At 66.4% G+C, this 21,723-nt stretch carries 19 protein-coding genes and 7 tRNA genes; 4 read left to right on the forward strand and 22 right to left on the reverse strand.

What is annotated here, in order from left to right:
* Window positions 1–30 precede the first annotated feature (30 nt).
* The gene (gene aceB / locus LGM42_RS08230) at window positions 31–1,623 is read left to right on the forward strand and encodes a malate synthase A (RefSeq protein WP_226231970.1); all 1,593 of its coding nucleotides are present in this window, start codon (window positions 31–33) and stop codon (window positions 1,621–1,623) included.
* Window positions 1,624–1,752: 129 nt separating this feature from the next.
* On the opposite strand, the gene LGM42_RS08235 is transcribed toward aceB, so the two are convergent.
* Complete coding sequence (locus LGM42_RS08235; RefSeq protein WP_059573728.1) at window positions 1,753–2,169, reverse strand: gamma-glutamylcyclotransferase; 417 nt, start codon at window positions 2,167–2,169, stop codon at window positions 1,753–1,755.
* 266 nt (window positions 2,170–2,435) lie between these two features.
* Between LGM42_RS08235 and LGM42_RS08240 the strand changes: the two genes are divergently transcribed.
* Window positions 2,436–3,317, forward strand: a complete 882-nt coding sequence (locus LGM42_RS08240; RefSeq protein ID WP_060966287.1) for an AraC family transcriptional regulator — start codon at window positions 2,436–2,438, stop codon at window positions 3,315–3,317.
* A 26-nt stretch (window positions 3,318–3,343) separates the two neighbouring features.
* Here the strand turns inward: LGM42_RS08240 and LGM42_RS08245 are convergent, their stop codons facing one another.
* The 9 genes from LGM42_RS08245 to gltX form a co-directional block, all read right to left on the reverse strand.
* Window positions 3,344–3,808: a GNAT family N-acetyltransferase gene (locus LGM42_RS08245; RefSeq protein WP_059573669.1), complete on the reverse strand. Its 465-nt coding sequence runs from the start codon at window positions 3,806–3,808 to the stop codon at window positions 3,344–3,346.
* A 357-nt stretch (window positions 3,809–4,165) separates the two neighbouring features.
* Window positions 4,166–4,242 (reverse strand) — tRNA-Asp (locus tag LGM42_RS08250).
* A gap of 73 nt (window positions 4,243–4,315) precedes the next feature.
* A tRNA-Glu gene (locus LGM42_RS08255) sits at window positions 4,316–4,391 on the reverse strand.
* 65 nt (window positions 4,392–4,456) lie between these two features.
* A tRNA-Asp gene (locus LGM42_RS08260) sits at window positions 4,457–4,533 on the reverse strand.
* A 79-nt stretch (window positions 4,534–4,612) separates the two neighbouring features.
* Window positions 4,613–4,688, reverse strand: a tRNA-Glu gene (locus LGM42_RS08265).
* Between the two features lie 63 nt (window positions 4,689–4,751).
* Window positions 4,752–4,828 (reverse strand) — tRNA-Asp (locus tag LGM42_RS08270).
* A gap of 78 nt (window positions 4,829–4,906) precedes the next feature.
* Window positions 4,907–4,982: transfer RNA gene (locus LGM42_RS08275), tRNA-Glu, on the reverse strand.
* 138 nt (window positions 4,983–5,120) lie between these two features.
* Window positions 5,121–5,196: transfer RNA gene (locus LGM42_RS08280), tRNA-Ala, on the reverse strand.
* Window positions 5,197–5,323: 127 nt separating this feature from the next.
* The gene (gltX, locus tag LGM42_RS08285; protein WP_124658734.1) at window positions 5,324–6,733 is read right to left on the reverse strand and encodes a glutamate--tRNA ligase; all 1,410 of its coding nucleotides are present in this window, start codon (window positions 6,731–6,733) and stop codon (window positions 5,324–5,326) included.
* A 279-nt stretch (window positions 6,734–7,012) separates the two neighbouring features.
* On the opposite strand from gltX, the gene LGM42_RS08290 reads away from it, so the two are divergent.
* Window positions 7,013–7,930, forward strand: coding sequence for a patatin-like phospholipase family protein (locus LGM42_RS08290; RefSeq protein ID WP_060310059.1), 918 nt, complete (start codon window positions 7,013–7,015; stop codon window positions 7,928–7,930).
* A 153-nt stretch (window positions 7,931–8,083) separates the two neighbouring features.
* Here the strand turns inward: LGM42_RS08290 and LGM42_RS08295 are convergent, their stop codons facing one another.
* The 9 genes from LGM42_RS08295 to LGM42_RS08335 form a co-directional block, all read right to left on the reverse strand.
* Window positions 8,084–8,755 (reverse strand): C40 family peptidase, encoded by a 672-nt coding sequence (locus LGM42_RS08295; protein WP_060310060.1) that lies wholly within the window; start codon window positions 8,753–8,755, stop codon window positions 8,084–8,086.
* A gap of 128 nt (window positions 8,756–8,883) precedes the next feature.
* A complete protein-coding gene (locus LGM42_RS08300) occupies window positions 8,884–10,506 on the reverse strand; it encodes an ABC transporter ATP-binding protein (protein WP_226231971.1) in 1,623 nt (540 codons plus the stop codon).
* Entirely contained in the window at window positions 10,503–11,600 is a 1,098-nt protein-coding gene (locus LGM42_RS08305; protein ID WP_124864426.1) for an ABC transporter permease, read from the reverse strand. The genes LGM42_RS08300 and LGM42_RS08305 overlap by 4 nt, the downstream gene beginning before the upstream one ends.
* Before the next feature lie 48 nt (window positions 11,601–11,648).
* On the reverse strand, window positions 11,649–12,692 hold the full coding sequence (locus LGM42_RS08310; protein WP_059573664.1) for a microcin C ABC transporter permease YejB: 1,044 nt from the start codon (window positions 12,690–12,692) through the stop codon (window positions 11,649–11,651).
* 51 nt (window positions 12,693–12,743) lie between these two features.
* Window positions 12,744–14,618, reverse strand: a complete 1,875-nt coding sequence (locus LGM42_RS08315) for an extracellular solute-binding protein (RefSeq protein ID WP_060310063.1) — start codon at window positions 14,616–14,618, stop codon at window positions 12,744–12,746.
* Window positions 14,619–14,759: 141 nt separating this feature from the next.
* Window positions 14,760–15,116, reverse strand: a complete 357-nt coding sequence (locus LGM42_RS08320) for a hypothetical protein (RefSeq protein WP_060310064.1) — start codon at window positions 15,114–15,116, stop codon at window positions 14,760–14,762.
* A gap of 271 nt (window positions 15,117–15,387) precedes the next feature.
* The gene (locus LGM42_RS08325) at window positions 15,388–16,053 is read right to left on the reverse strand and encodes a response regulator transcription factor (RefSeq protein WP_059643980.1); all 666 of its coding nucleotides are present in this window, start codon (window positions 16,051–16,053) and stop codon (window positions 15,388–15,390) included.
* Window positions 16,054–16,072: 19 nt separating this feature from the next.
* A complete protein-coding gene (locus LGM42_RS08330; RefSeq protein WP_060310065.1) occupies window positions 16,073–17,464 on the reverse strand; it encodes a sensor histidine kinase in 1,392 nt (463 codons plus the stop codon).
* A gap of 11 nt (window positions 17,465–17,475) precedes the next feature.
* Window positions 17,476–18,150 carry a response regulator transcription factor gene (locus LGM42_RS08335; RefSeq protein WP_059573726.1) on the reverse strand — a complete coding sequence of 225 codons (675 nt, stop codon included), beginning with the start codon at window positions 18,148–18,150 and terminating at the stop codon, window positions 17,476–17,478.
* Window positions 18,151–18,368: 218 nt separating this feature from the next.
* Here LGM42_RS08335 and LGM42_RS08340 point away from each other — a divergent pair, with 218 nt between their 5' ends.
* Window positions 18,369–18,668, forward strand: a complete 300-nt coding sequence (locus LGM42_RS08340; RefSeq protein ID WP_059643974.1) for a DUF4148 domain-containing protein — start codon at window positions 18,369–18,371, stop codon at window positions 18,666–18,668.
* A gap of 105 nt (window positions 18,669–18,773) precedes the next feature.
* Here LGM42_RS08340 and cyoD read toward each other — a convergent pair whose 3' ends face one another.
* Genes cyoD through cyoB form a run of 3 tightly spaced genes read right to left on the reverse strand, consistent with a single transcriptional unit; the run spans window position 18,774 to window position 21,721 of the window.
* Complete coding sequence (gene cyoD / locus LGM42_RS08345; protein ID WP_059573658.1) at window positions 18,774–19,106, reverse strand: cytochrome o ubiquinol oxidase subunit IV; 333 nt, start codon at window positions 19,104–19,106, stop codon at window positions 18,774–18,776.
* Window positions 19,107–19,715 carry a cytochrome o ubiquinol oxidase subunit III gene (gene cyoC / locus LGM42_RS08350; RefSeq protein ID WP_059573657.1) on the reverse strand — a complete coding sequence of 203 codons (609 nt, stop codon included), beginning with the start codon at window positions 19,713–19,715 and terminating at the stop codon, window positions 19,107–19,109. It abuts the gene before it with no gap.
* Window positions 19,715–21,721 carry a cytochrome o ubiquinol oxidase subunit I gene (cyoB, locus tag LGM42_RS08355; protein WP_226231972.1) on the reverse strand — a complete coding sequence of 669 codons (2,007 nt, stop codon included), beginning with the start codon at window positions 21,719–21,721 and terminating at the stop codon, window positions 19,715–19,717. Before cyoB ends, cyoC begins: the two co-directional genes overlap by 1 nt.
* Between the last annotated feature and the right edge of the window lie 2 nt (window positions 21,722–21,723).

Below are 21,723 nucleotides of genomic sequence, written 5' to 3' on the forward strand. Positions count from 1 at the left end.
CGCAACTGACCGACCAAGGAGATGAGACTCATGAGCACCCCGATCACGCTGCCGCAAGGCATGACGATCACCGGCGAAATCAAGCCGGGTTACGAAGCGATCCTGACGCCCGACGCGCTGGCACTCGTCGCGGCGCTGCACCGCGCGTTCGAATCGCGCCGCCAGGCGCTGCTGCAGGCCCGCATCGAGCGCACGAAGCGCCTCGACGCGGGCGAACGCCCTGATTTCCTCGCCGAGACGAAGGCGATCCGCGAAGGCGACTGGAAGGTCGCGCCGCTGCCGGCCGACCTGCAATGCCGCCGCGTCGAGATCACGGGCCCCGTCGAGCGCAAGATGATCATCAACGCGCTGAACTCGGGCGCCGATTCGTACATGACGGACTTCGAGGATTCGAACGCGCCGAGCTGGACGAACCAGATCGACGGCCAGATCAACCTGAAGGACGCGGTGCGCCGCACGATCTCGCTCGAACAGAACGGCAAGTCGTACAAGCTGAACGACAAGGTCGCGACGCTGATCGTGCGCCCGCGCGGCTGGCACCTCGACGAGAAGCACGTGACGGTCGACGGCCAGCGCGTGTCCGGCGGCATCTTCGATTTCGCGCTGTTCCTGTTCCACAACGCGAAGGAATTGCTCGCGCGCGGCTCGGGCCCGTACTTCTACCTGCCGAAGATGGAAAGCCATCTCGAGGCGCGCCTGTGGAACGACATCTTCGTCGCCGCGCAGGAAGCGGTCGGCGTGCCGCGCGGCACGATCCGCGCGACGGTGCTGATCGAGACGATCCTCGCCGCGTTCGAGATGGACGAGATCCTGTACGAGCTGCGCGAGCACAGCTCGGGCCTGAACGCCGGCCGCTGGGACTACATCTTCTCGGCGATCAAGAAGTTCAAGAACGACCGCGACTTCTGCCTGGCCGACCGTTCGAAGATCACGATGACGGTGCCGTTCATGCGTGCATACGCGCTGCTGCTGCTGAAGACCTGCCACAAGCGCAACGCGCCGGCGATCGGCGGGATGAGCGCGCTGATTCCGATCAAGAACGATCCGGAAGCGAACGACAAGGCGATGGGCGGCGTGCGCTCGGACAAGCAGCGCGACGCGACCGACGGCTACGACGGCGGCTGGGTCGCGCACCCGGGCCTCGTGCCGATCGCGATGGAGGAATTCGTCAAGGTGCTCGGCGACAAGCCGAACCAGATCGCGAAGCAGCGCGACGACGTGCAGGTCGAAGCGAAGAACCTGCTCGACTTCCAGCCGGAAGCGCCGATCACCGAAGCCGGCCTGCGCAACAACATCAACGTCGGGATCCACTACCTCGGCGCGTGGCTCGACGGCAACGGCTGCGTGCCGATCCACAACCTGATGGAAGACGCGGCGACGGCCGAGATTTCCCGCTCGCAGGTGTGGCAATGGATCCGCTCGCCGAAGGGCGTGCTCGACGACGGCCGCAAGGTCACGGCCGAGCTCGTGCGCGGATTCGCGAAGATCGAGCTCGACAACGTGAAGCGCGCGGTCGGCGGTAACACGCAGCCGTACGAACGCGCCGCGGCGATCTTCGAGCAGATGTCGACGTCGGAAGGCTTCACCGAATTCCTGACGCTGCCGCTGTACGAGGAAATCTGACGGCACGTCCGTTGCGATCGGCGGCCGGCCCCACGCCGCACCGCCGGCCGCATGGAGGACGGCATGAAAGAAGCGCCCCGCGGGGCGCTTCCTTTTTCCGGCGATGCCAGCCGCCGCCGGCAGGCACGCTCAGGCGGCGGCTTCCTGCTCGCGCCGGTGCTGGACCCAGTCGCCCGACGTAATACGCGGGCGCCCGGCTGCCGCGTGCGCGGCGACCGGATAATACAGGCAGGCATACTGCCGGCCGCCGAGCTCGACCGTTACCTCCTGCGGCTTGAACAGCGAGTCGACGCCCGGATAGACGCGCTCGATCTCGTCGAGCACCGGGACGAGCCGCTCGTCGACCTCGTAGACGTCGCCCCACACCAGCGACTTGCCGGCCGTCCCGGCAATCATGCCCGGATACGTGCCGAAATCGTACAGCTCACCCGGCAGCGCGGCCGCGCCCAGCAGCGTCGGCGCGGCGATGCCGTGGCGGGCGGCCGCATGGCCGATGTCGTTGGCCTGTCCGGCTCTCAAGGTGCCATAGACGAATACGTGGCGCATCGTGGTTCTCCTCTTCAATTCGTGTGTTGCCGTGTTTGCGTGCGATCGGTGCACGATGGGCGCGATCTGGCGCACGCATCGATAGACCGCGATACCGGCCCGATGGTTCGAACGGTCGGCGCGCGCGGCTGCGGCGCCGCTCCGGATTCGCCGATGCCCACACAAAGTTCATTTGAACCCGGCATGATGACCCGACAAACCGCCGCATGCGCACGCGCTGCGCCTTCTAAAATGACGGCATCGCCGCCGCGCCGCCCGAACCGTTCATGAATCCGCCCGCTCCAGCCGACGTATCGAACCCGTACGACGTCATCGACATCCCGCCGGAATTCGCGCCGACCGCCGTTCATCCGATGCGCGTGCGCGCACGGCAGGTCGATGCCGGCCACCGCATTCCGCTGCACACGCATGCGTGGGCGCAACTCGCATACGCATCGCGCGGCGTGCTGCGCGTGGCGACGACCGGCACGACCTGGATGGTGCCGCCGTCCCGCGCGATCTGGGTGCCGCCGCACGTGACGCACGAAGTCACGATCGTCGAAGAGGCCTACTTGCGCACGCTGTACATCGACGAATCGATCGTGCCGGGCGGCCTCGATGCGTGCCGCGTCGTCGAGGTGACGGGGCTGCTGCGCGAACTGATCGTCGCACTCGACGCGCGCGAGCTGAGCACCGCGCGCGAGCACCTGCTGTGCGGGCTCGTGCTCGACGAACTGAGTCATGCCGAACCGTTGCCGCTCGCGGTGCCGATGCCCGACGAGAAACGGTTGCGTCTTCTGTGCGAATCCGTACTCGCGCACCCCGCGCATGCGGAATCGCTCGAACACTGGGCGAGCGAGGTCGGCGCGAGCACGCGCACGATCTCGCGACTCTTCAAGCAGGAACTCGGGGTGAGCTTTTCGCAGTGGCGTCAGCAGGCGCTGCTCGCGCGGGCGATCCCGCTGCTGAACCAGGGGCGCCCGCTGTCGCATATCGCGCGCGAACTCGGCTACCAGAGCCAGAGCGCGTTCTCGGCCATGTTCCGCCGGGCATTCGGCGAAAGCCCGCGTGCGTTCATGCTGCGCGGCTACGAACATCGAGGCCCGGAAGGCCGCGTCGCGGACGACGACGCGCGGGACGACGACGGCGCGATCGACACGGCGCGCTGATCCTCGCGCGCCAGCGCGCCGGGCCGTCAGACCGGCCGCACCATGTGGCGGATCGAGCCGAGTTGCGCGAGCCGCGGGCCGGTCACCTGGTAGCCCATGCGCAGGTACAAACGCGCGGCAGGGTTGTCGACGAACACGCGCAACTGCAGTTCGTGCAGCCCGCGCGCACGTGCCCAGCGATGCGACATCTCGAGCATGTAGGTGCCGGCGCCCTGCCCGCGATGGCCGGCCGCGATCTGCACGTCGCGGATATGCAGCGAATCGCCCTCCTCGGTCACGCGCAGCACGCCGATGCGCTCGCCGTCGGCCTCGAGGATGAAGTTTTCGGATTCGCGCCAGCTCGCATAGAACAGGTCGCTGCGCCATACGAGCCCATGGCGCTTGTAGTAGCCGCCCATGTTGCCGTGCGTCAACGCTTCGGCATACGGAAAATCATCGGGCTCCGCGGGCCGGAGCTGATACAGGAGTCGCAGGTCGGTCGGATCGAGCATCGCGCAGGAGTCGGAAACGCATCCCGCCACGATAGCGCAGTCGCGTACGGATGCAATCGCGAATTTCTCGTAGGGGCGCGGTGCTCGATGCAGCATGCGGGGTGAGGCATGAGCGGAAGGCGCAAGCGACGGTGCAAATGAAAAAGCCCGCACGAGGCGGGCTTCTTCATTTTTTGGCGGAGCGGACGGGACTCGCCTACATCCTGCAGGCCGCGGCCGCGCGTGCACGCGCAGCCCTTCGAGTCCCGCCGGAAGCCGCGCAGGCGGCTTCCTCCACTCCGCAGTCACGTGCCCGCGCGCGGGCACGGCGAACGATGCAAATGAAAAAGCCCGCACGAGGCGGGCTTCTTCATTTTTTGGCGGAGCGGACGGGACTCGAACCCGCGACCCCCGGCGTGACAGGCCGGTATTCTAACCGACTGAACTACCGCTCCAGTCTTGCTGCTTGCCTGGCAGGCGTCGGTTACCTCCTGCCGGCGCGTCGTTTGTTCGAACGACGCCGAAATCTGGCGTCCCCTAGGGGATTCGAACCCCTGTACTCACCGTGAAAGGGTGATGTCCTAGGCCTCTAGACGAAGGGGACAACGTACTGCTTACATCCTTAACGAGAAAGCCCGTTCAAAAAACGCTTTTGAACGGGCTTCGTTCTGGCGGAGCGGACGGGGCTCGAACCCGCGACCCCCGGCGTGACAGGCCGGTATTCTAACCAACTGAACTACCGCTCCAGCTTTCTGCACTACCGCCTGCAGGATCTCGTCACGTTCCTGCACGCGTTGCGACACTTCCATGAAACGCCGCTGAATCTGGCGTCCCCTAGGGGATTCGAACCCCTGTACTCACCGTGAAAGGGTGATGTCCTAGGCCTCTAGACGAAGGGGACAACGTACTGCTTACATCCTTAATACAAAAGCCCGCTCAAAAACGTCTTGAACGGGCTTCGTTCTGGCGGAGCGGACGGGACTCGAACCCGCGACCCCCGGCGTGACAGGCCGGTATTCTAACCGACTGAACTACCGCTCCAGCTTTCTTACCCAACCTGCAGGACGTCGGTTACGTTCCTGCAAGCCTCGCGACACTTCTACGAAACGCCGCTGAATCTGGCGTCCCCTAGGGGATTCGAACCCCTGTACTCACCGTGAAAGGGTGATGTCCTAGGCCTCTAGACGAAGGGGACAAAATCTTTTCAGATTTGTCTGACTTTCGCTATTTACTTCCAGTCAACAGCGAAGGCCGAAATTCTAACTGCTTTGAATCATTTTGTGAAGCATTTATTACTTACCGCTGCTTCGCCAATCAATTCGGTTTGTTCTGATGGTGGAGGTAAGCGGGATCGAACCGCTGACCTCTTGCATGCCATGCAAGCGCTCTCCCAGCTGAGCTATACCCCCTTGCAGAACAGAAATGAGATTATATGGACCTACTTTGATCTTGTAAATACCCTTTTTGCGATTCGTGCGAAATTTTTTGCGAAGCTGCCGCGCGCTCACGCGCAGACAGCTTCAATGACGCACGAACTCAGGCCAGCGCGGCCTCGATGCGCGACACCACGACGTCGCGACCGAACAGCACGAGCACCGCGTCGATCGACGGCGTATGCGTCGTGCCCGCCACCAGCAGACGCACCGGCATCGCGAGCTGCGGCATCTTGAGCTTGTGCGCGGCGAGCGTCGCCTTCAGCGCGGCGGACACCGCCTCCTTCGTCCACTCGGCCGCCTTCAGCGCGGCGACGAGATCGGCCAGCGCCGGCCGTACCGCATCGGTCACGTGCTGCGCGAGCGCGTCCGCGTCGGGCGCCGGCACACGGTAGAACATCGTCGCGCCTTCCGCGATCTCCCTGACCGTCGTCGCACGATCCTTCATCAGGCCGACCACCGCATCGAGCGCCGGGCCCGTCGCGATCGCCGCGTCGTCGATGCCGAGCGCGTCGAGGAACGGCTTCGCGAGTTCCGCAAGGCGTGCGTTGTCGGCTTCCTTGATGTAGTGCGCGTTCAGCCAGCTCAGCTTGCTGTGGTCGTACTGCGCGGGCGACTTGCCGAGATGCTCGAGATCGAACCATTCGACGAACTGCTCGCGCGAGAAGATTTCCGCATCGCCGTGCGACCAGCCGAGACGCGCGAGATAGTTGACCACGGCTTCAGGCAGGAAGCCCGCATCGCGGTACGCCATCACGCTCATCGCGCCATGCCGCTTGCTCATCTTCTCGCCCTGCTCGTTCAGCACGGTCGGCAGGTGCGCATAGACGGGCGGCTCGCCGCCGAGCGCCTTCAGGATGTTGATCTGGCGCGGCGTGTTGTTCACGTGGTCGTCGCCACGGATCACGTGCGTGATGCCCATGTCCATGTCGTCCACCACCACGCAGAAGTTGTAGATCGGCGTGCCGTCCGGGCGCGCGATCACGAGGTCGTCGAGTTCCTCGTTCGAGATCTCGACACGCCCCTTCACCGCGTCGTCCCACACGACCGTGCCCGTCAGCGGATTGCGAAAGCGCAGCACCGGCTTCACGCCGGCCGGCGGCTCCGGCAGCACCTTGCCGGGCTCCGGACGCCACGTACCGTCGTAGCGCGGCTTCAGGCCGGCCTCGCGCTGGCGTTCGCGCAGCGCGTCGAGTTCCTCGGCCGACATGTAGCACGGATACGCGAGGCCCTTCTCGAGCATCTGCGCGAGCACTTCGCGATAGCGGTCCATCCGCTGCATCTGGTAGATCGGACCTTCGTCGAAATCCAGCCCGAGCCATTGCATCCCTTCGAGGATCGCATCGACCGCTTCCTGCGACGAGCGCTCGACGTCGGTATCCTCGATGCGCAGCACGAACGTGCCTTTCATCTTGCGGGCGAACGCCCACGGATAGAGTGCGGAGCGGATGTTGCCGAGGTGGATGAAGCCGGTGGGACTCGGCGCGAAGCGGGTACGGACAGGACGGGTCATAAACGGTAACTCGAACGCCTGGGGCGCATGAATGATTCGACGCGGGACGGTGGCGGCAGCGTGGACAGCAACGGAGCCGGCGACGCCCGGAACGGGAAAGAAGCCGGAATTATACTCGCGCCGGACATCGCGCCAAGCGCGCCGCTTGCTTTATGATGTGCGCGCCGCGGCCGCCAGCCGGCGCCGCGCCGGCCGCACGGAACCCACCGCGCGGCCTCGGAAACCATCGCAGCCGCGGGCCGCACGACCCGCCGCGCCAAGCCGCCGGAGAACCATTCGATGTCGTCCCCTCGCCTGTCGCGCCGCCACTTCACGATCGCGTGCGCGTCCGCCAGCCTCGCCGCCTGTACGTCCTTCGGCGACAAGTCCCGCCCCGGCACGGCATTGCCGCAGGAGAAGCCGGTGAAGATCGGCATCGCGCTCGGCGGCGGCGCCGCGCGCGGCTTCTCGCACATCGGCGTGCTGAAGGCGCTCGAGGCGCGCGGCATCCCGATCGAGATCGTCGCCGGGACAAGCGCGGGCTCGGTGGTCGGCGCGCTCTACGCGTCGGGCATGAACGCGCTGCAGATCAACAAGATCGCCCTCGACATGGACCAGGCGTCGATCAGCGACTGGGCGTTGCCGTTCCGCTCGCGCGGCCTGCTGCAAGGCGTGGCGCTGCAGAATTTCCTGAACAAGACGCTCAACAACCGGCCGATCGAGAAGATGGCGAAGCCGCTCGGCATCGTCGCGACGGACCTCCAAAGCGGCCAGCCGATCCTGTTCCAGCAAGGCAACACGGGGCTCGCGGTGCGCGCGTCGTGCAGCGTGCCGTCAGTGTTCGAGCCGGTGAAGATCGGCAGCCGCGAATATGTGGACGGCGGCCTCGTGAGCCCGGTGCCCGCATCGTTCGCGCGCAAGATGGGCGCGAGCTTCGTGATCGCGGTCGACATCTCGGCCCGGCCCGACGGCGCGGCGACCAACAACCCGATCGAGATGCTGTTGCAGACCTTCACGATCATGGGTCAGACGATCAAGACCTACGAACTCGACAAGTATGCGGACGTCGTGATTCGTCCGAACCTCGCGGCGATGGGCGGCAGCGACTTCAACCAGCGCAACGCGGCGATCCTCGCGGGCGAGGAAGCGGTCGCGCGCATCATGCCGGAACTGCAGCGCAAGCTCGCGGCGGCGCGTGGCGTGACTGCCGCCGCATAACACGATGGGCGGGAGGCCGCGGCACACGCGCCTGCCGGTGGCCGACGAACGATTTCCGCCTCGTCCGTCGTCCGCGCCGGCCTCAAAACAAAAAACCCTGCCGCCTTCCGGTGACAGGGTTTTTTATTGTCCGGCCTGACCGACCGGCCAACGTCAGTTGCTGCCGTTCGCCGAATCGTCGCCGAGCGTCGCGCGCACGCGCTGACGCAGGTCTTCGGGCTTCATCGGGAATTCCGATTCGATCCGGCGCGCGCCGGTGAAACGCTTTTCCCAATAGCCGCTGTCGAGATCGTCGACGCGGACGGTGCTGCCCGTCGACGGCGAATGCACGAACTTGTTGTCGCCGATGTAGATGCCGACATGCGAGAACGTGCGGCGCATCGTGTTGAAGAACACGAGATCGCCCGGCTTCAGGTTGCTCATGCTCACCTTCTCGCCGACACGGCTCATCTCTTCCGCGCGACGCGGCAGCGACATGCCGAGCGTGTCCTGGAACACGTAGCGCACGAAACCGCTGCAGTCGAGGCCCGAATCCGGCGAGTTGCCGCCCCAGCGATACCGCACGCCGATCATGTTCAGCGCGCCGACCACCACGTCGCCTGCCTTGCCCGCCATGCCGGCAAGGAACGACTTCGCGCCGCCGGACGGCTGCGCGCTGGTCTGCTGGAGGGAGGAACCCGACCCGATCTGAGTCGAATTGGTGACATTCTGGTTAAAACTGCTGACTTCGTCGGCGAACGCGCCGGGAGCTGCTGCGAACAGGGCGCCGATGAATAGCCCGGCGATGGTGCGCGCGCATGCCTGGGTCAGGGATCGATGCTGCATTGGTCGATGGAATGTGCTTAAAAATCAGCTGATTGGCGGAAAATTTCGGTCGATACTAGCCAGCGCGTAATCGTTTGTCAAAACAAATTAAAAAATACAATCGAGATGGTCAGACCATTGGACGCCTATCACGCTTTCCAGACCGCTTTCAACAGCTTTTGTGTGTAAGGATGTGACGGTCTCGCGAAGACGTCGGCCACCTCCCCCGACTCGACGACGGCGCCGTCCTGCATCACCGCGACGCGGTGCGCCATCGCGCCGATCACCTCCAGGTCGTGGCTGATGAAGACGTAGCCGAGGTTGTATTTCTGTTGCAAATTCGCGAGCAGCTTCAGCACCTGCTGCTGGATCGACACGTCGAGCGCCGAGGTCGGCTCGTCGAGGATCAGGATGCGCGGCTCCAGCACCAGCGCGCGCGCGATCGCGATCCGCTGGCGCTGGCCGCCCGAGAATTCGTGCGGATAACGGTGCAGCACCGTGCGGTCTAGGCCGACTTCGCGCAGCACCGCGAGCGATTTCGCGCGGCGCGCATCGGGCGTCATGTCCGGGCGGTGCAGCTCGAGCCCCTCGCCGACGATCCGCTCGATCGTGTGACGCGGCGAAAGCGAACTGAACGGATCCTGAAAGACCACCTGCATGTTCGAGCGCAGCGCGGTCTGCTCGCGGCCGCGATAGGTCGACAGCGCGCGTCCCTGGAATTCGATCTCGCCGCCGGCCGTCTTCTGCAGCCCGAGCAGCGCCATCGCGAGCGTCGACTTCCCCGATCCCGATTCGCCGACGATCCCGAGCGTTTCGCCCTGCCGCACCGACACCGACACGTCGGCCACGGCCGTCACCGGCACCGTGCCGAACCAACCCGCGAAGCCCGGCCGCTTGCGCGCGAACTGCACGCTCACGTGGCGCGCGTCGAGCACGACGGGCGCGATCGGCATCACCGGCGTGACCGCCCGCTGCGGCCGACTGTTCAGCAGCCGCTGCGTATACGGATGCTCGGGCGCCGCGAAGATCCGCTCGACGGGCCCGCTCTCGACCAGCCGGCCGTGCTCCATCACCGCGACGCGCTGCGCGAAGTGCCGCACGAGATTCAGGTCGTGCGTGATCAGCAGGATCGCCATCCCGCGCTTTTCCGCTTCCTCGCGCTGCAGTTCCAGCAGCAGATCGACGATCTGCGCGCGGATCGTCACGTCGAGCGCGGTGGTCGGCTCGTCGGCGAGCAGCAGGCGCGGCCGGCACGCGAGCGCCATCGCGATCATCGCGCGCTGCCGCTGGCCGCCCGACAACTGGTGCGGGTAGCTGTCGACGCGCTTGTCCGGCTCCGCGATGCCGGTGCGCGCGAGCAGCGCGATCGCCCGCTTGCGCGCCTCCACGGCCGATACGCCGTCGTGCAGCACGATCGTCTCGCCGATCTGCACGCCGATCGTATACAGCGGATTGAGCGCCGTCATCGGCTCCTGGAAGATCATCGCGATGTCCGAGCCGCGCAGCCCGCGCATCTCGCGCTCGCTCTTGGCCGCGAGGTCCTGCCCCGCGAAGCGGATCGCGCCCGTGACCTCGGCGTCGCGCAGCAACCGCAGGATCGACAGCGCGGTCACGCTCTTGCCGGACCCCGACTCGCCGACGAGCGCGACGCGCTCGCCGCGCCCGATCGCGAGCGTCACGTCGTCCACCGCGACCGTGTCGCCGAAACGGACGTGCAGACGCTCGAGCGACAGCAGCGGCTCGTGTTGCGTCGATACGGTCGACTCGCTCATCGCTGGCCTCCCGCGGCGCGCACCGAATCGGCGATCCGCGTGTCGAGCGCGTTGCGCAGCGCATCGCCCATGAAGGTCAGCAGCAGCAGCGTCGCGACCAGCACGCCGAACGTCGACAGCGAGATCCACCACGCATCGAGATTGCCCTTGCCCTGCGCGAGCAGCTCGCCCAGGCTCGGCGTCGGCGGCGGCACGCCGAGGCCGAGGAAATCGAGGCTGGTGAGCGCGAGGATCGAGCCGCTCATCCGGAACGGCAGGAACGTGATCACCGGTGTCAGACTGTTCGGCAGCACGTGGCGCCAGATGATCTGCCAGTTCGTCAGCCCCATCGCGCGGGCCGCGCGCACGTAGTCCTGCGTGCGGTTGCGCAGGAATTCCGCGCGCACGTAGTCGGCGAGCCCGATCCAGCCGAACAGCGACAGCAGCACGATCAGCAGCAGGAAGCTCGGCTCGAAGATCGACGCGAAGATGATCAGCAGGTACAGCTCCGGCAGCGAGCTCCAGATCTCGATCAGCCGCTGCCCGACGATATCGATGCGCCCGCCGAAGAAGCCCTGCACCGCGCCCGCGGCGATCCCGAGCAGCGTGCCGATCACGGTCAGGATCAGCCCGAACTCGACCGACACACGGAACCCGTACACGAGCCGCGCGAGCAGGTCGCGGCCCTGCGCATCGGTGCCGAGCCAGTTCTCGCGCGACGGCGGCGCCGGATTCGGCACGTTCGAGAAGTAGTTCAGCGTGTCGTAGTAATAGCGGTTCGGCGGATAGACGACGAAGTTGCCGGGCGCCTCGAGCCGCTTGCGCACGTACGGATCGAGATAGTCGGCCGGCGTCGGGAAATCGCCGCCGAAGGTCGTCTCCGGGTACGCATGGAACATCGGGAAATAGGTCTGGCCGTCGTAGCGCACGACGAGCGGCTTGTCGTTCGACCACAGCGGCGCCGCAAGGCTCGCGGCAAAGGCCACGACGAAGATCACGAAGCTCCAGTAGCCGAGGCGCTGCTGCCTGAAGCGCTGCCACACGCGGCGCGCGGGCGACGGCGACACGCGCGCGCGCGCGGCATCGATGCGGGGGGATGCGACGGCCCGGTTCATCGCGCGCCTCGCCCGATGACGCCGGGCATGCGAACGGCTCGTTTCATGTCAGCGCTCCAGGTTGTCGAATTGAATGCGCGGATCGACCCACACATAGCAAAGATCGGAGATCAGCTTGGTCGCGAGCCCGATCAGCGTGAACAGGTACAGCGTGCCGAGCACGACCGGGTAATCGCGCCGCACGACCGATTCGTAAGACAGCAGCCCGAGGCCGTCCAGCGAGAACAGCGTCTCGATCAGCAGGCTGCCGGTGAAGAACGCGCCGATGAACGCGGCCGGGAAGCCGACGATTAGCGGCAGCATCGCGTTGCGGAACACGTGCTTCCACAGCACGCTGCGCTCGGAGAGCCCCTTCGCGCGCGCGGTCAGCACGTATTGCCGGCGGATCTGGTCGAGGAACGCGTTCTTCGTGAGCATCGTGACGACCGCGAAGCTGCCGACGACCGACGCGGTGATCGGCAGCGCGATGTGCCACAGGTAGTCGAGCACCTTGCCGGCGAGCGACAGCTGCGCGAAGTTGTCCGACGTGAGGCCGCGCAGCGGAAAGAGCTGCCAGAACGAACCGCCGCCGAACAGCACGAGCAGCAGCACGCCGAGCACGAAGCCCGGAATCGCGTACCCGACGAGCACGACGAGGCTCGTCGCGACGTCGAACGGCGAACCGTTGCGCACGGCCTTCGCGATGCCGAGCGGCACCGAGATCAGGTACGTGAGGAAGAACGTCCACAGCCCGATGCTGATCGACACGGGCAGCTTCTGCACGACCAACGCCCACACGCTCTGGTGGCGGAAGTAGCTGTCGCCGAGATCGAAGCGCGCGAAGCGCTTCAGCATCAGCCAGTAGCGTTCGAGCGGCGGCTTGTCGAAGCCGTACAGCGCCTTCAGTTGCGCGAGCTGCTGCGCGTCGACGCCGGTGTGCGCACGCATCCCGAACGGCGTCGCGCCCTGCTCCGTCGCGCCCTTGCGCAACTCCTGCACGGCCTGCTCGACCGGGCCGCCCGGCACGAACTGGATCACCGCGAACGTGAGCGTCAGCACGCCGACGAGCGTCGGGATCATCAGCAGCAGGCGTTTGAGGATGTAGCTCCACATAGGGCGTCGACTCGTGATCGGGTGGTGGGTTGGACGAAGGGCCGGCGCGGGTCAGTGATCGGGCTTCGCCCACCAGGTCGACACGACCCAGCCCTCGGCCGAATAGTACAGCGGCAGCGTCCGCGGATAGGCGAGCGTGCGCTTGTACGCGATGCGGTGCGTCGTGCTGTACCACTGCGGGACCGCGTAGTAGCCGTGCATCAGCACGCGGTCGAGCGCGTGCGTCGCGTCGAGCAGTTCCTCGCGCGTCTGCGCGGCACCGAGCGCGTGCAGCAACGCGTCGACGGCCGGCGATTTCAGTCCGATGAAGTTGTCGGAACCCGGCTCGTCGGCGAACTTGCTCGCGTAACGCGAGTACTGCTCGGCGCCCGGCACCTGCACGCCCGGCAGGCGGATCGTCGTCATGTCGTAGTCGAACGCATCGAGGCGCTTTTGCAGCAGCGCGTAATCGGCCGTGCGAAACCGCACGTCGATGCCGAGCTTCGCCAGGTTGCGCTGGTAGGCGGTCACGACGCCTTCCATCGCGCCGCCCGCATCGTCGAGGATCTCGAACGCGAACGGCTCGCCCTTCGCGTTGCGCAGCGCGCCGTCGCGATAGGTCCAGCCGGCCTGCGCGAGCAGCGCACGCGCCTTCAGCAGGTTCGCGCGCAGCGAGCCCGGCGGGTTCGTGTCCGGCTGCGTGACCATCGGGCCGAACACGGCCGGATCGAGCTGCGCGCGCAGCGGCTCCAGCAGCTTCAGCTCGCCTTCGCCAGGCGTACCGGTCGCCTGCAGGTCGGTATCGGCGAAATAACTGTTGAGGCGCGTGTACGCGCTGTAGAACAGCTGGCGGTTCAGCCATTCGAAGTCGAACGCGAGGTCGAGCGCCTGGCGCACGCGCACGTCGCGGAACAGCGGCCGGCGCAGGTTCATGAAGAAGCCCTGCATGCCGGCGCCGTTATGCTGGCGGAATTCGCGCTTGATCAGTTCGCCGCTGTCGAAGCGCTTGCCGACGTCGCGCCGCGCCCAGTTGCGCGCGATGTACTCGACGAGCACGTCGTATTCGCCGGCCTTGAACGCCTCGAGCCGCGCGACGCCGTCGCCGTACAGCTTGTAGACGATCCGCTCGAAGTTGTGGGTGCCGACCCGCACCGGCAGGTCGGCGCCCCAGTACGCGGGGTTGCGCCGGTAGGTGATCGTGCGGCCGTTGTCGTAGCGCTCGATCACGTAAGGGCCGCTGCCGATCGGCTGCTCGAACGCGAGCTGGTCGAACGGGATGCGCGAGCCGTCCGCGCGCAATCCCCACTTGCGCGAGAACACGGGCACGCCGCCGGCGATCAGCGGCAGCTCGCGATTCGCGCTGCGGAACTCGAAACGCACGGTCGCCGGATCGACGACCACGGCCTTCGCGATCTCCGCGAAATACGCGCCGAACTGCGGCGCGGCCTGCTTGCTCTTCAGCGTATCGAACGAAAACTTGACGTCGTCGGCGCTCACGCGATCGCCGTTCGAGAAACGTGCGCGCGGATTCAGGTGGAACGTGACCGAACGGCGGTCCGGCGCGACGTCGATGTCGTCGGCCAACAGCCCGTATGCGGACGCCGGTTCGTCGGAGCTGCCCGTCGTGAGGCTCTCGAAGAGCATGTCGATGCCGGGCGCGGCGTTGCCGCGCATCGTGAACGGATTGAACTTGTCGAACGACGTCAGCCGGTTCGGGTTCGCGAGCACGAGCGTGCCGCCCTTCGGCGCGTCGGGATTCACGTAGTCGAAATGCTTGAAGCCCGGCGGATACTTCGGCTCGCCGTACTGCGCAATCGCATAGGCCGCGTGCGCGGCCGGCGCGGCGAGCGCCGCGTGCAGCGCGAGCACCGCGGCCACGCGGCCGGCAGCCCGCAGCACGCCGAAGCGGGCGCGCGTGGCGGCGGCCCGGGGCGAACCCTTCGTCATAGAGGCCCTGTCGTCGAATGAGGGTAGTAACGTGGAGCGATTCTACCCATTCATCCGTCGAGCCAAAAGAAAACCGCCGACGCGGGCGGTCTTCTTCGCGAGCAGTTGTCGCGCACGCGGCACGCATGCGCGAGCCGCCCGTCAGCGCCAGCCGTTGTGGCGGCCGTGATCCCAGTGACCGCGATCGCCCCAGCCGCGACCATGGTGGCGATACCATTCGTCGCGGCCCCAGTAGCGGCGGCCGTCCCAGTAGCGGTCGCCGTGCCAGCCGATCACGATCGCCGGCGCCGGCCCGTACACGGGCGCCGGCGCATAGACCGGCGCCGGCTGGTAGACGACCGGCGGCGGAGGCGGCGGCGCATACACGGGCGCGGGCGCGACGTAGACCGGTGCCGGCACGCCGACGTTGATCCCGACATTGACTCCCGCCATTGCTGCGCCCGACACGAGCAAGGCCGTCATACCGGTCAGGAGCGAGGCAACACGCAAAGTCTTCATGGATTCCTCTTCTGGTTGTGTCATGTGTGATTCGACTATAGCGGCAAGCGCCGCGCCCGCATATTTCAAGTTTGTAAGAACTGATGCGCGGCATCGCAACGGGAAGCCCGCGCTAACGTCTTGTAACAATCGGCGCCCGCCCCCGTCCCCTGCTCTTTCCTCCCTTGAACATCTTTCATCCCGCGTCGCGCCCGGCGTCAAGCGGCCCCACGCCCTCCGGGCGGGCCGGACCGGGCCCGTCAAACCCCTTCTTGCCGAGCGCCGATATCCGTCACCCGCCCGTATCGAACCGGAAACCGAATCTCGCGACCGTTTCGATCCGGGCGGAGAACGCGTGTGCAACCAGCTTGCGCCGCAACCGCACGACCAGCGCATTGACCGTCTCGGGTTCGATGTCGGCATCGTCCCACGCATAACGCAGCACGGCGTCGCGGCCGACCGGCCGCCCCGCTTCACGTAGCAGGCATTCGACCACGCGAAATTCCCGCGCGGTGAGCGCGAGCCGCCGGCCATGCTCCTCGAGCGCGCGCGTGGCCGTATCGAGTCGAACCGATTCACGCGTGGCGACGACGCCCGCGCGGCGCCACAGCGCGCGCAACCGCTCGTGCAGTTCGACGAACGAACACGGATGGGCAAGACATACGTCGCAGCCGGCCTTCAGCATTTGCGCGCGCCGGGCGGGCGTGGCGCCGGCGACGATCGCGGCAATCGTCGCGCCGCCGGCCGACGCGGCGAGCCGCGGTAATCCTTCGAGGATCGCCGGGCGCGCGGCGGCATCGGTCGCGACGATCACGATCGCGTCGAACCGGCCCTGCGTCGCCGCAAAACAGCCATCGCGCCATTCGTCGACGCGCTCGACGCCGTGCATGCTTTCCCGAAACGCCTTGTCGAGCCGCGACGCGCCGGGGTTCGGCGGCGCAATCAGCAGGATGCGCATCGATCGGGTTCCTGCGCCGTCACGCGAGCGAGCGCGGCCAGCATTCGACCGTGATCGCCGCACCGGCCGGCCGCGCATCGCCGATTCGCAGCGCGAAATCGTGCACGCGCATCACCGCCGACACGACGCTCAACCCGAGCCCGGAGCCGTTCACATGACGCGTGCGTTCGCCGCGATAGAAGCGTTCGAGCACTGCATTGCGCTCGGCGGGCGGGATACCGGGCCCGGTGTCCTCGAACCGGACGAGCGGACCGTGCGGCGTCGCCTGGAGCACGACGCGCACACGGCCGCCCGGCGGCGTAAACTTGATCGCGTTGTCCGCGAGATTGCTGAACGCCTCGAACAACAACGCGCGGTCGCCATGGATGCCGTCGACCGCGGCCGCGTCGAGCGCGAACGACACGTCGACGGCCTCGGCCAGCGGTTCGTAAAGCTCGCACACATCGCGCAGCAAGGCCGCGACGTCGACCGCGGCAAAACCGCCGCGCCGGCTCAGCGTGCCGATCTCGGAGATGCGCAGCATCGCGCGAAAACGTTCGAGCAGCCGGTCGGTCTCGTCGCGCGCCGACGCCAGCAGCGCCGCCGACGCGGGATCGTGTGCGCAGAACGGCTGGCCCGAGAGCCGCGCCAGCATCGTATGCACGCGTGCGAGCGGCGTGCGCAGGTCGTGCGCGATCCCGTCGCAGGTATGCCGCACCTCGCCCATCAGCCGCTCGACTTCGTCGAGCATGTGGTTCACGAGATGCGCGAGCAGATCGAGTTCGTCGTAGCCGCCCACTGGCAGCCGCTTGCCGAGATCGCCTTCGGCGATCTGCCGCGTGACGCGCCGGATCGCGGCGACGCGGCGCATCTGCCGCATGCCGAGCATGCTGCCGCCCGCGACGCCCGCGATCAGGATCATCACGCCGCCGATCACGAGCCCGCGAATCGCGACGTCGCGGATCTGGATGAAATGCGACAGGTCGCGCGCGACCACCAGCGTCATCCCGTTGTCGCGGCGCACGGCCATCGCGCGCGCGATCGGCGACGATTGGCCGTCGAGCAGCACGAGCGTGCGGTCCAGCGTACGGCCGTGGCGATCGGTGCGCAGCGCGGGCGGTGTCGTGATGTCGCCCGCCACGCGGCGCCCGCTCGCATCGAACAGCCCGTAGAAATTCGTGTGCATGTGCTCGTGCTCGAGCCGCCGATGGATCGCGAGCGGCAGCTCGGCATCGGGAATCGAATCGAAATAGATCAGTTGCCACGCGAGCACCTCGTCGGTGTCGCGCGTCATCGTGTGGGTCGCGGCCACGCTGATCACGCCCGCGAGCAGCAGCAGCGACACCGAGAAGATCGCCGCGTACGCGCACAGCCAGCGAAACGTCGTCGTATGCCAGCGGCGCGTGAAGTTCGCCGCGCGGGCTGCGTCCATCCGAGCCTCCGTCAAGCGAGCATGTAGCCCGATCCGCGCACCGTCTGGATCATCGGGTTCGCGCCGGGCGGATCGATCTTCTTGCGTAGCCGGCCCATGTGGACGTCGATCAGGTTAGTGCCGGGATCGAAGTGATAACCCCACACGGCCTCGAACAGCATCGTGCGCGTGATCGTCTGGCCTGCGTTGCGCATCATGAATTCGAGTACGCGGAACTCGGTCGGCAGCAGCGCGATCTCGTCGGCGCCGCGGCGCGCGCGGCGCGAAATGAGGTCGAGCTCGAGCGCGCCGACTTTCAGCAGCGTCTGCTGCGGCACGCCCGATGCCTGCCGGCGGCGCAGCAGCACTTCGATGCGCGCGCTCAGTTCGCCGGAATCGAACGGCTTCGTCAGGTAATCGTCGCCGCCCGCGCGCAGCCCGCGAATGCGCTCGTCGACGTCGCCGAGCGCGCTCAGCATCAGCACCGGCGTGTCGATGCCGACCGTGCGCATCGCGGTCACGATCGCGAGACCGTCCGCGCCCGGCAGCATCCTGTCGAGCGTGATCGCGTCGTACGACGCGCTCATCGCGCGCATCATCCCTTCGCGGCCGTTGTCGATCCAGTCGACCGCGAAGCCGCGTGCGGTCAGTTCGCCGACGATTTCGTTCGCGGTCACCGCATCGTCCTCGACCGTCAGTACTCGCATGGTTGCCCTCGCAATGAACTCCGAGACGGGCGCATACCACGCGCCCGCCACTATCGTAAGCGCCGCGATCGCCGTGCGGCGCAAGATGAAAATAGCTTCATCCGGCATCGCGGCAAGCGCGCGTGAAAAATGTTTCATCCGTCCGTCGCCTGCCCCGCGACCGCGGCCGTCTACGCTGACATCGTGCGGCAACGGGCCGCGAAACCAGGAGCTACCGGATGAAACTGTCGACCACCCTCGCCTGCATGCTGCTCGCATGCGCCAGCACCGCCGCGTTCGCGGGGCCCCACCTCACCCCGCAGGAATGCACCGCGTACCCGTTCGTGCATACGGGCAGCGGCGTCACGCGCGCGGACCTCGTGCGCGAGCTGACCGAACTCGAGCAGGTCGGCTACGAGCCGGCCCACGCCAGCCCGTATTACCCCGACGATCTCGCCGATGCGAAGCATCGGCTCGCCGCCGAATACCGCGCCGACTGCACGCACGCGCTGACGGCCGACGCGGGCGCGCACCACTGACCGCACGGCCGGCGCAACGCAGCCGGAAAGCAAAAAGGCGGCACGCGCGTGCCGCCTTTCTTCATGAACGCGCATCGACGTGGACGCGACGCGCCACGCCGGCGCTCAACGCGACATCATGTTCATGCTGACGTTGTGCATCACCCACAGCGTGCCGACGATCAGGATCGCCGCGGTCAGCACCGTATAGCTGAACGCCATCACGTTCCAGCGCTGGCCCGACGAGCCGTTCATGTGCAGGAAGTACACGAGGTGCACGACGATCTGCACGAACGCGAGCACGGCGAGCCCGATCAGCGACGCATGCGGCGACAGCACGCCGCCCATCACGAGGCCGAACGACGCGGCCGTGAGCAGCACCGACAGGATGAAACCGGCGACGTAGCCGCCGACGCTGCCGTGCCCTTCTTCGAGTTGAGACGAATGCGAATGGGCCATTTAGATCACGCTCGCGAGATAGACAAAGGAAAACACGCAGATCCACACGATGTCGAGGAAGTGCCAGAACAGGCTCAGGCACGTCAGGCGCCGCAGGTCGCGATCGGTCAGGTCGCCGCCGCGCGACATGATCTGCGCGGCGAGCACGATCATCCACAACAGGCCCGCCGTCACGTGCAGCCCGTGCGTGCCGACCAGCGTGAAGAACGCCGACAGGAACGCGCTGCGCTGCGGGCCGGCGCCTTCCGCGATCAGGTGCGAGAACTCGCGCAGCTCCATCGCGAGAAACGCCGCGCCGAGCACGAACGTCACCGCGAGCCAGGCGAGCAGCGCGCCGCGCCGCTGCTTGTACGCCGCGAGCATCGCGAAACCGTACGTGATGCTCGACAGCAGCAGCGCGGCGGTTTCCACCGCGACGCCCGGAATGTCGAACAGGTCCTTCGCGGTCGGACCGCCCGCGTACTGATTGCCCAGCACCGCGAACGTCGCGAACAGCGCCGCGAAGATCACGCAGTCGGTCATCAGGTACAGCCAGAACCCGAACACCGAATGCGACGGCGGATGGTCGTCGTGCTCGAGCAGGGTCGCGCTCAAGGTTTTCTGCAACATCAGTTGGCCTCCAGTTCCACGTCGTCGACGCGCGCGACCGTGCGCCGCGTCGGCTGCTTGTCTTCGGTCTTGCGTACCGTCGACGCAGGGATGTAATAGCCGTCGTTATCGCGCGAGCTGTAGATCACGAGCGTCGCGATGATGCCCACGAGCCCGCCGATCGCCATCCACCAGATGTGCCACACCAGCGCGAAGCCGAGCACCAGGCTGAAGATCGCGATCACGAGGCCCGCACACGTATTCGACGGCATGTGGATGTCGCGAATCGCCGCCGGGTTCGGCCGGCCTTCGCCGCGCGCCTTCATGTCCGCGTACGCGTCGAGCGTGCGCACCTGCGGGATCACCGCGAAGTTGTAGTCGGCCGGCGGCGACGACGTCGCCCACTCGAGCGTGCGGCCGCCCCACGGATCGCCCGTCGTGTCGCGGTATTCCGGCAGATGGCGGTTGCGGATGCTGACCACCAGCTGCAGCAGCTGGCACGCGATGCCGATCGCGATCAGCACGGCGCCGAATGCGGCGACCAGCAGCCACGGATGCCATGCCGGGTTGTCGTAGTGGTTCAGGCGGCGCGTCATGCCCATGAAGCCGAGCACGTAGAGCGGCACGAACGCGACGTAAAAGCCGACCTGCCAGAACCAGAACGCGGCCTTGCCGAGCTTCTCGTTCAGCTTGAAGCCGAACGCCTTCGGGAACCAGTAGTTGAAGCCCGCGAGATAGCCGAACAGCACGCCGCCGATGATCACGTTGTGGAAGTGCGCGATCAGGAACAGGCTGTTGTGCAGCACGAAGTCCGCGCCCGGAATCGCCATCATCACGCCGGTCATGCCGCCGAGCGTGAACGTAACCATGAAGCCGATCGTCCACAGCACGGGCGTCGTGAACTCGATCCGGCCGCGGTACATCGTGAACAGCCAGTTGAACACCTTCACGCCGGTCGGAATCGCGATGATCATCGTCATGATCCCGAAGAACGCGTTCACGTTCGCGCCCGAGCCCATCGTGAAGAAGTGATGCAGCCACACGAGGAACGACAGCACCATGATCGCGCAGGTCGCGTACACCATCGTCTTGTAGCCGAACAGCGGCTTCTTCGCGAACGTCGCGATGACTTCCGAGAAGATCCCGAACGCCGGCAGGATCAGGATGTACACCTCCGGATGGCCCCACGCCCAGATCAGGTTCAGGTACAGCATCGCGTTGCCGCCGGCTTCGTTCGTGAAGAAGTGCATGCCGAGGTAACGGTCGAGGCCGAGCAGCGCGAGCGTCGCGGTCAGGATCGGGAACGACGCCATGATCAGCACGTTCGTGCAGAGGGCCGTCCACGTGAACACCGGCATCTTCATCAGCGTCATGCCCGGCGCGCGCATCTTGATGATCGTCACGAAGAAGTTCACGCCGGTCAGCAGCGTGCCGACGCCGGAGATCTGCAGCGCCCACAGGTAGTAGTCGACCCCTACCCCCGGGCTGAACTGCAGCTCCGACAGCGGCGGGTACGCGAGCCAGCCCGTCTGCGCGAATTCGCCGATCACGAGCGACACGTTGATCAGGATCGCGCTGACCGCCGTCATCCAGAACGACAGCGAGTTGATGAACGGGAACGCGACGTCGCGCGCACCGATCTGCAGCGGCACGACGAGGTTCATCAGGCCGACCATGAACACCATCGCCATGAAGAAGATCATGATCACGCCGTGTGCCGTGAAGATCTGGTCATAGTGGTGCGGCGGCAGGTAGCCGGGCGCGTTGTACGCGAGCGCGAGCTGCATGCGCATCATGATCGCGTCGGCGAAGCCGCGCAGCAGCATGATCAGCGCGACGATGATGTACATCACGCCGAGTCTCTTGTGGTCGACCGTGGTCAGCCATTCCGTCCACAGCCATTTCCAGCGGCCGGTGATCGTCAGCGCGGCGAGAATGCCCAGCACGACCAGCCCCATGAAGGCGCCGGCCCCCATGATGATGGGCTGATCGAACGGGATCGCCGAAAGTGTGAGTTTGCCGAACATGC

It is taken from the genome of Burkholderia sp. AU39826, from assembly GCF_020419965.1.
Classification (GTDB): Bacteria; Pseudomonadota; Gammaproteobacteria; order Burkholderiales; family Burkholderiaceae; genus Burkholderia; species Burkholderia semiarida.